We start from the raw sequence: 7,770 nt of genomic DNA, 5'->3' as shown, positions 1-7,770 counted from the left end.
ACTTGACAGGGGGCACTTCAATCCCCATGGGCTTCCTCTTCGCTTCTACTTCCCCTCAAGCAGGAGCAGAATTTATTGACTCCTTTCGAAAAACCGGTTTGGTCACGACGTGTAAATAGATAAACGCTGCTATGCAGAGCAATGTCACGACCCAAACTACAGCAAGCGGCATACCATTCCACAATCCAGTCATCGAGAGAAATGCGGGAATCGTGGCTGTCACCCAGGACTGAATCAGCGTAACAAATCCGGTGTACCTGCCAATGTCTCGTTTTAAGCCTAAAAGAATAAAGAACAAGGTCCAGAGAAAGGCCCACATCAGCCAAATGATTCCGAACTTCACATCACCAAATACCGTGAAGTTAACGACCGAAAATCCGATGGCGAGAATGGCGACCCACAGAGAATACCATCCAACACCTGTCGTATCCAGATTACACAAATTGGTAATCCCTACGTACAAGTAGGTGAATCCAAAAAGGAAAATTCCTGAAGCACCTAAAATTGCTGCAGCATCCCCATCCGCTGTCATGATCAGATAGAGCGGTGTGATGACTTGCAGGACACCGACAAACAAGTTGAAAATGCCTGCGCTTTTTCCTTCTACTTTGCCGAGCAGCATGATGCTGTTGAGAAACAAAACGCCTCCGACGTACAACAACCCTACATTTGACATCGGCATCGCTTCCTTTGACGCCTCAGTGCCCCACCATCCAAGGGCGTTTTGCGGCGTGTTGATGGGTGTGAGTCTGCTTCCCGTGCGAGTGACCGTGATGGGAGCAGCCTCCCTCATGCGAATGGGATTCTCTTTTTACGATTTTGGGTTCTCCCCCCCGCTCGATCCGTTGCCGCAACGCTTGCGGCGTGAAGATCAGGCCCGGAGCTGAATACATCCGCTTCGACTGTTGATCGCAATTCGGGCAGTCTACACTGTCTGTTACCTCGCTTATTTTCAACCATTGAATGAATGGACCACACTCTTTGCACAAATAATCATATCTCGGCATCGTATCTGCTCCTTTATTGGGGGATCTGTCGTCACACGAGTTAGCGAAAGCTCCGAAAGAGCAGGGCGAACAGCCCCGCCTCCCGCTTATTTCGGCAAAATATTACGATCAAAGATACTCGTAGGGATAGAAAGAGTGCAGCACGCATTCGGAATATCGACAACCCCTGCGATGCGTCCTTCTACGGGGGCTGTTCCAAGCAGCATATAGGCCTGTTCTCCCGTAAAGCCCATCGCTGTTTTCAAATAATCGATGGCATTGAGGCACGCATTGCGATATGCAACATTCGTATCCATGTAATATTGCTGTCCGCTCGTTTCGTGGACAGAGATTCCTTCGAAAACAAGGTATTCGGAATAGTGCGGTTCCACTGGACCTGGCTTGAATACAGGATTGTTAATGATGTTGTACTTCGCCATCCCGCCTTTGATGACATCTACATGCAGATCCATCCAGCCTGCCATTTCGATGCCGCCGCAGAATGTGACCTCGCCATCCCCTTGCGAGAAGTGGAGGTCGCCCATCGACAACTTTGCTCCCTCTACATGAACAGGGAAGTAAATGCGTGTTCCTTTGGAGAGGTTTTTGATGTCGCAGTTTCCGCCATTTTCACGCGGTGGAACTGTACGTGCCGCTTCGTTGGCAATTCGCTCAAACTCTGCTCCTTGGAGCGTGCCCAGTACTGCACTATGGGATGTGGGTAAGTTTGCTAACGGCGGGACACGCTCAGGGTTGGTAGCAACCAGATCACGCTCACGCCGGTTCCACCTATCGAGCAATTGATGGGACGGAGCTGTTCCAATCAATCCGGGATGGATAATGCCTGCAAATTTAACCCCAGGCAAATGACGGGAGGTGGTATAAATCCCGTGGAAGTCCCAGATCGACTTTGCCGCTTCTGGGTAGTGATCAACGAGGAAGCACCCGCCATTTTCCCTAGCAAAAATGCCGTTAAAGCCCCATTCCGAGTTGGGCAGAGCGCCAATATCCAGGATATCGACCACTAACAGATCACCTGGTTCTGCACCATTGACCCAAACAGGACCGCTAAGCACGTGAACGCGGTTTAAGTTTACATCGCGAATGTCAGAGGGATCATCGTTGTTAGAGATTTGACCGTCCGTCCAGTCCTTACATTCGATCCGGAAAACGGCACCCGGATTTACCGATACCGTTGCGGGAATATCCGGGTGCCATCGGTTATGACCGGGTGTGTCCTGCTCCTCCATCGGTTTGTTCAAGTCAACGCGAAATAAAACTTCTGGCATGCTACTTCCTCCTTTATCTTCCGTAGATTCAAGAGCCTTACACGAAAGAAAATAAAGCAAAAGGCATGCCAACCGGCTGTTTTTCCCGTTTATTTTGAAATAAGCTGCTTTTTCTCACTAAAATTGTCATTTCGTTATTATTTTGAACAATGATCTCGTATACTAGAAGTAAGAATGTTGTTGCAAAATAAGTCAGCAGCCTTTCTTGTTTTCCCCGATTTACCTCCACATCTCTTGTATCGCACCATTGGTTGGAGCCGTCTTGTTCTTTTGTCTCATAATCGGACACACGTCTCAAGATCGGACAAACAAACCATTTTGCCAAGAAGGGATGCGAGAAAAATTATTGAAGTCGGCGTACTCCTTTCGTTAACCAGTACCTCATCCGTCACCCGGCATTTACAGCATCGTGTACTCTATCAAGCGTTGTATCATCTTGACCTACTCCCTCCTTATGCTCCATTTCCTTTTGAACTTTTGATTCGTTATGTCCCATCTGATTCTGTCGTTTGTACCACACATGTCACCGATCTGGCCGCGCAAAGCATCAAGCTGCTACCTCCAGTCATTAATCACACCACCTGTCATGAAAGAGACGAAATGACGAGCAATTCCGCCTTCGTGCCTATGACATGGACCGAGTACGCACGAGAAAAGGTTGACTTTCCACTATCAAAACCCGCACTTGATTGGAAAGCGCTCCTTTTTGCGTGGGGAGAATTGAGCCAGGAATACATAGTGGTCATAACCAGCAATCGGGTCGTACACTATGCGAATCGTCGTGCCCGCGATCGCTTTTCTCTTCATGCCGGCACACTAGTAGATGAGCAGTGGGAACGAGAGCTTATGCACAATTGGACGTTGGAACACGTGGATGTCGGAGAGGAAGCCCAATACTGCCTGCTCCTTATTCGCCCGCGAACGACCTTTTGCGCCGAGGAGCCGCCTGCCAATACGTTTCCGACCATTCAAACGAATAGTCCGCTCTACAGGGCCCAGCTAAAAACAGCTGCCATCGCAGCCCTTTCAACGACGAACACCTTGCTGCTCGGAGAAACTGGATCGGGCAAAGAGGTTCTCGCCCGCGCTATTCATGCAAGCAGTGCACGAGGTAATGGACCCTTCATCGCCGTTAACATCGCATGCTTACCTCGGGACTTAATCGCCAGCGAATTATTTGGCTATACAGATGGAGCTTTTACGGGGGCAAAAAAGGGAGGACAAATCGGAAAATTCGAAGCTGCAAATGGCGGAACCCTGTTTCTGGACGAAATTGGGGAAATGCCCGTAGACCTGCAGGTGATTCTACTTCGCGTGTTGGAAGAGCGAAAAGTAATGAGATTGGGCTCGCACGATGAAAAACCGCTAGATGTGCGCATCATCGCCGCTACCAATCGGGAGCTAGAGGAAGAAGTAAAAGCCGGACGATTTCGTGCTGACCTCTATTATCGACTAAATGTCTTGCAGATTTGTATTCCCTCACTGCGAGAACGCAAGGAAGACATCGCTCCTCTGGCATTCGTTTTTTTAGGACAGCTTCGTGACCAATATGGGAGAGGACCTACCGAAATCTGCGAAACTGCGCTTCCTTTGTTGCAGCATCATACCTGGCGAGGAAACGTCCGCGAGCTGCGCAATGTCATGGAGCGTGCCTTTTTGCTTGCCATAGAGGAATCGATGATTACCGCCCAGCATCTGCCGATTAATTGGACTGCACCGACAGCGCCGCAAACCGAATTACTTACCCAGGATAACTCTCTTCTGCGAGACGTGGAACGACAAACGATTCAACTTGCAATCACAGAAGCCGATACGCTTAGTGCTGCCGCCAAAAAGCTGGGGTGTGCGAGAAGTACACTCTATCGAAAAATGAGAGAGCTCGGGATTGGTCCATTCAACTGAACTATTAGCTGCCCCACGTATAAAAGGGAGTCTCCCAGCCTGGAGGACTCCCTTTCCCAATGCTCATATGATCTCTCACAATGTTTTCTCACTCATTTTCTTATCCGTTTGCATCGTATATCGCTTGCGGTTGCCATTCACAATTGTCTCCAGATGGACTGCCCTCCCCCATAAAAGCACAATGGAGGGCAGTGTTTTTTCCATGTAACGAACGTCTAATTCCACACCCTCGTACTTGTGCAGCAGATAGAGCTCTCCGTTTCCGCCGTAGTCACCGTCCAGCACGACGAGGTACGGATATCCCCCGTTCGTTCGGCTGTCAATCAAACGCTGTTTTACGCTCTCCCACTCGACATTCGTAATCCGATATGCCCCACCCTGTTTGGCAAACATATACAGGTCAGTCTGTTCCAACCTTTCTTTGGTGAGATAATTCCGCAAGAAGGAGATGTCATTTTCCCTCTCCCTCACTTCAAACAAGTATTCTAAGCCATACTGCTGCTCTAGCGCTTCGAACATTTGTAAGCCCAGTAAATAGGGATTGATCCCGTATCGGGGTGGCTGAATAACGCTGGCATGCATGCGGGCAAATTCAATCGTTTCTGCTTCACTTAACTCCAGCTCGCGCATCAGTCGTACGTGCCAAAAGGTAGCCCATCCCTCGTTCATTATCTTGGTCTCGAGCTGGGGCCAAAAGTACAGCATTTCCTCACGCAGGATGGAGATGATTTCACGCTGCCATGGTGCCAGACTGCGGCTGTGCTCCGCGATGAAACCCATAATGTCTTTCTCTTCCGCCAGCTCCTCTACTCCCTTACTCATTTTTGACCTTATTCGTATCGGGTCGATGTGCTCCTGAATCGACAAGGCGGCATCCAGTGTCTCTTCCACTGTGGATCTTCCATGTTCAAACTCGAATAGACGTATTCTTTCCGCTGCTACAGACATTCGTTCTACCATATCCCGATTGGTATGGCCAAAATAGGCGTTGTGTTTAAAGAAGTCACTGTGTCCCAAGACGTGGGCGACAATGAGCTTATTTTGCAGGAAAGAGTTGTTTTCCAGCAAAAATGCGTAGCACGGATTGGAGTTAATCACCAACTCGTAAATTTTGCTCAGTTCCAAATCGTACTCCATTTTCATTCGCGAAAACGCCTTTCCGAAGCTCCAATGAGAAAAGCGGGTAGGCATTCCATATGCGCCAATCGCATACAGAACTTCAGCAGGGCAAAGCTCGTACCGCATCGGAAAATAATCGAGGCCCATTTGACGCGCGATCACCGAAATCTCGCCAATTGCCTGTTCTAATGCTGTAAACTCCCGCTCCAGTCTCGCATGCTTTTGTTCTCCCATGTCAGCCCACTCCTTCCAGCGTCTCGCGGAAAAAGCTTTTCACAGTTGGATACACGTCCTGCTTGCTTTTAATGGTCGAATAAACAAAGCGTTCGTCAGCCACCTGCTTCATCACTTCCATCATGGTGGATATCCGGTTGTGCGGATTGATCTCTCCATACCCGACAGCATTGCAGATTGCTACAAGTTGCCGTACATATTGTAGGGTCAGCGGGTTGTCAGAGGTCAAATTATCCCCATCCGAAAAGTGAAAGGCATACAGATTATAGCGATTGGGAGAGTATCTTTTTTCTATTAACTCCAAAGCTAGCTTGTACACAGAGGAACAAAGTGTTCCCCCGCTCTGTGCCTTGGTAAAAAACTGATGCTCCGTCACTTCCTTGGCCTCCGTATGGTGGGCGAGGAAGACAATTTCTACCTGACTGTATCGCGTCCTGAGGAACCGGGTCATCCAGAAGAAAAAGCAGCGGGCAATATATTTTTCAAAGGTTCCCATTGAACCAGACGTGTCCAGCATGGCAAAAATAACGGCATTGGTCACTGGCTTTTCCACCTCATTCCACGTCTTGAAGCGTAGGTCTTCCTGTGTAAACTGGACGTGTCCGTGTTCTCCACGCAACGAACGGCGCTTCAACGCTTCCAGCAAGGTACGCCGCTTGTCCAAATTCCCCATAATGCCCTGCTTGCGAACATCGTTAAAGTGAACATCCTGCTCCGTAATCTGCACCATCTCTTTTGGCCGCATGTTCGGTAATGACAGGTCCTCAAATATCAATTCTGCCAGTTCGTCTATACTTACTTCGGCTTCGTACATTTCTTCTCCAGGCGCATCACCCGCCCCAGAGTCGCTTCCCGGTCCCGCTTGTGGCTGACCGTCGCGTCCTACCATGTCGCCAGGCTTGGAACCGCCTTTTCCCTGTCCGACCTGCTCCTGCTTTTCATAGCTGTAACGGAATCGATACTGCTCCATCGAACGAATCGGTACCCTTATCTTTTTCTCCCCGTCAGACATGATGATCGCTTCTTCACTGACGAGGTCAGCCAGATTTTGCTTGATCGCCTCTTTCACCTTTTGTTTGTGACGTTCTTGATCCAGTTGTCCTTTGCGATGGAGGGACCAATCGTCCCGGGACAGGATAAAAGAAAAATCATGTGTACTCATGGTCCTCTCGCCTCCTTTTTATGAAATCAACGATTGAGTAAACTCCCGACGTAACGCATCAGTTCATTCGCGCAAACAGAGCAGTAGCCGTGTTGCTCTATCAAACGCGCCATTACCTCATTCATCCGCTTGAGCTGGTTTTGGTCAGGTGTCTTGGTGGAAGTGGTAATTTTGACTACATCTTTCAGATCGGCAAACAACTTTTTCTCGATCGCTTCCTTCAAACGCTCATGGGAATCGTATTCAAAGCGCTTGCCTTTGCGCGCATAAATGGAAATACGAATGAGAATTTCTTCCCGAAATGTCCGCTTGGCGTTTTCACTAATTCCGATCTGCTCCTCAATGGATCGCATTAGCTTCTCATCTGGCTCCATCTGTTCGCCTATGAGGGGATCACGCATACGCTGTCCCTGGCTGTAGGCTTCCACGTTGTCCAGATAGTTTTCCAGCAAGGTTTTCGCCGACTCCTCATAGGAGTAAACAAATGCCTTCTGCACTTCCTTTTTCGCCACCTGATCATACTCTTGACGAGCGAGTCCAATCAAATTTAACCAGCGCTCTTTCTCATCCGGGGTAATGGAAGGATGCTGGTCCAATCCGTCCTTAATAGCCCTAAGCACATCCAATGCATTGATGCAGGTCTTATCGTCCTTTAACAGGGCGCTGGATATCCGGTTCATCACAAAGCGCGGATCGACTCCGAACATCCCTTCACGCTGTGCTTCCTTCTTCAGTTCTTGTACGTCCTTGTCTCTGTACCCTTCCACGTCTTTTCCATCGTAGAGATACATTTTTTTGACGAGATCCATTCCTTGCTTTTTCGAGTCCTCCAATCGGGATAAGATGGAGAAAACGGAGGCAGTCCACAGCGCATGTGGGGCGATATGCACACTGGTCAGGTCGCTTTGTTGAATGAGCTTTTGGTAAATTCGCCCTTCTTCGGACAGTTTCAAATTGTAGGGGATGCGCATGACGATAATGCGGGAGTGGAGTGCTTCATTTTTTTTGTTGGCAATAAAGTGGCGATACTCTACTTCATTCGTATGGGCGATGATCAGTTCATAGAATATATACTCAT

At 48.9% G+C, this 7,770-nt stretch carries 6 protein-coding genes and 1 pseudogene; 1 reads left to right on the top strand and 6 read right to left on the bottom strand.

What is annotated here, in order from left to right:
• Nucleotides 1–55: 55 nt before the first annotated feature.
• From ACIFQN_RS35640 to fmdA, 3 genes are all read right to left on the bottom strand, one after another.
• Nucleotides 56–676 carry an AmiS/UreI family transporter gene (locus tag ACIFQN_RS35640; protein WP_429837777.1) on the bottom strand — a complete coding sequence of 207 codons (621 nt, stop codon included), beginning with the start codon at nt 674–676 and terminating at the stop codon, nt 56–58.
• A gap of 22 nt (nt 677–698) precedes the next feature.
• Nucleotides 699–1,007 carry an FmdB family zinc ribbon protein gene (locus tag ACIFQN_RS35635; protein WP_429837776.1) on the bottom strand — a complete coding sequence of 103 codons (309 nt, stop codon included), beginning with the start codon at nt 1,005–1,007 and terminating at the stop codon, nt 699–701.
• Between the two features lie 86 nt (nt 1,008–1,093).
• A complete protein-coding gene (gene fmdA / locus ACIFQN_RS35630) occupies nt 1,094–2,275 on the bottom strand; it encodes a formamidase (RefSeq protein ID WP_429837775.1) in 1,182 nt (393 codons plus the stop codon).
• Nucleotides 2,276–2,449: 174 nt separating this feature from the next.
• Here fmdA and ACIFQN_RS35625 point away from each other — a divergent pair, with 174 nt between their 5' ends.
• Complete coding sequence (locus tag ACIFQN_RS35625; RefSeq protein ID WP_429837774.1) at nt 2,450–4,177, top strand: sigma-54 interaction domain-containing protein; 1,728 nt, start codon at nt 2,450–2,452, stop codon at nt 4,175–4,177.
• Nucleotides 4,178–4,252: 75 nt separating this feature from the next.
• Here the strand turns inward: ACIFQN_RS35625 and ACIFQN_RS35620 are convergent, their stop codons facing one another.
• The 3 genes and pseudogenes from ACIFQN_RS35620 to ACIFQN_RS35610 form a co-directional block, all read right to left on the bottom strand.
• On the bottom strand, nt 4,253–5,530 hold the full coding sequence (locus ACIFQN_RS35620; protein WP_429837773.1) for a SpoVR family protein: 1,278 nt from the start codon (nt 5,528–5,530) through the stop codon (nt 4,253–4,255).
• Nucleotide 5,531: 1 nt separating this feature from the next.
• Nucleotides 5,532–6,692 carry a sporulation protein YhbH gene (gene yhbH / locus ACIFQN_RS35615; protein WP_429837772.1) on the bottom strand — a complete coding sequence of 387 codons (1,161 nt, stop codon included), beginning with the start codon at nt 6,690–6,692 and terminating at the stop codon, nt 5,532–5,534.
• 26 nt (nt 6,693–6,718) lie between these two features.
• Nucleotides 6,719–7,770, bottom strand: a pseudogene (locus tag ACIFQN_RS35610) (protein prkA); the annotation flags it as partial.

Source organism: Brevibacillus sp. NRS-1366 (assembly GCF_050467985.1).
This window is presented reverse-complemented; position numbering and strand designations above follow the sequence as displayed.

Bases quoted from the DNA above. Each gene is read 5' to 3' on its own strand.
- ACIFQN_RS35640 (WP_429837777.1), bottom strand. From the start codon at position 676: ATGTCAAATGTAGGGTTGTTGTACGTCGGAGGCGTTTTGTTTCTCAAC.
- ACIFQN_RS35635 (WP_429837776.1), bottom strand. From the start codon at position 1,007: ATGCCGAGATATGATTATTTGTGCAAAGAGTGTGGTCCATTCATTCAA.
- fmdA (WP_429837775.1), bottom strand. From the start codon at position 2,275: ATGCCAGAAGTTTTATTTCGCGTTGACTTGAACAAACCGATGGAGGAG.
- ACIFQN_RS35625 (WP_429837774.1), top strand. From the start codon at position 2,450: ATGTTGTTGCAAAATAAGTCAGCAGCCTTTCTTGTTTTCCCCGATTTA.
- ACIFQN_RS35620 (WP_429837773.1), bottom strand. From the start codon at position 5,530: ATGGGAGAACAAAAGCATGCGAGACTGGAGCGGGAGTTTACAGCATTA.
- yhbH (WP_429837772.1), bottom strand. From the start codon at position 6,692: ATGAGTACACATGATTTTTCTTTTATCCTGTCCCGGGACGATTGGTCC.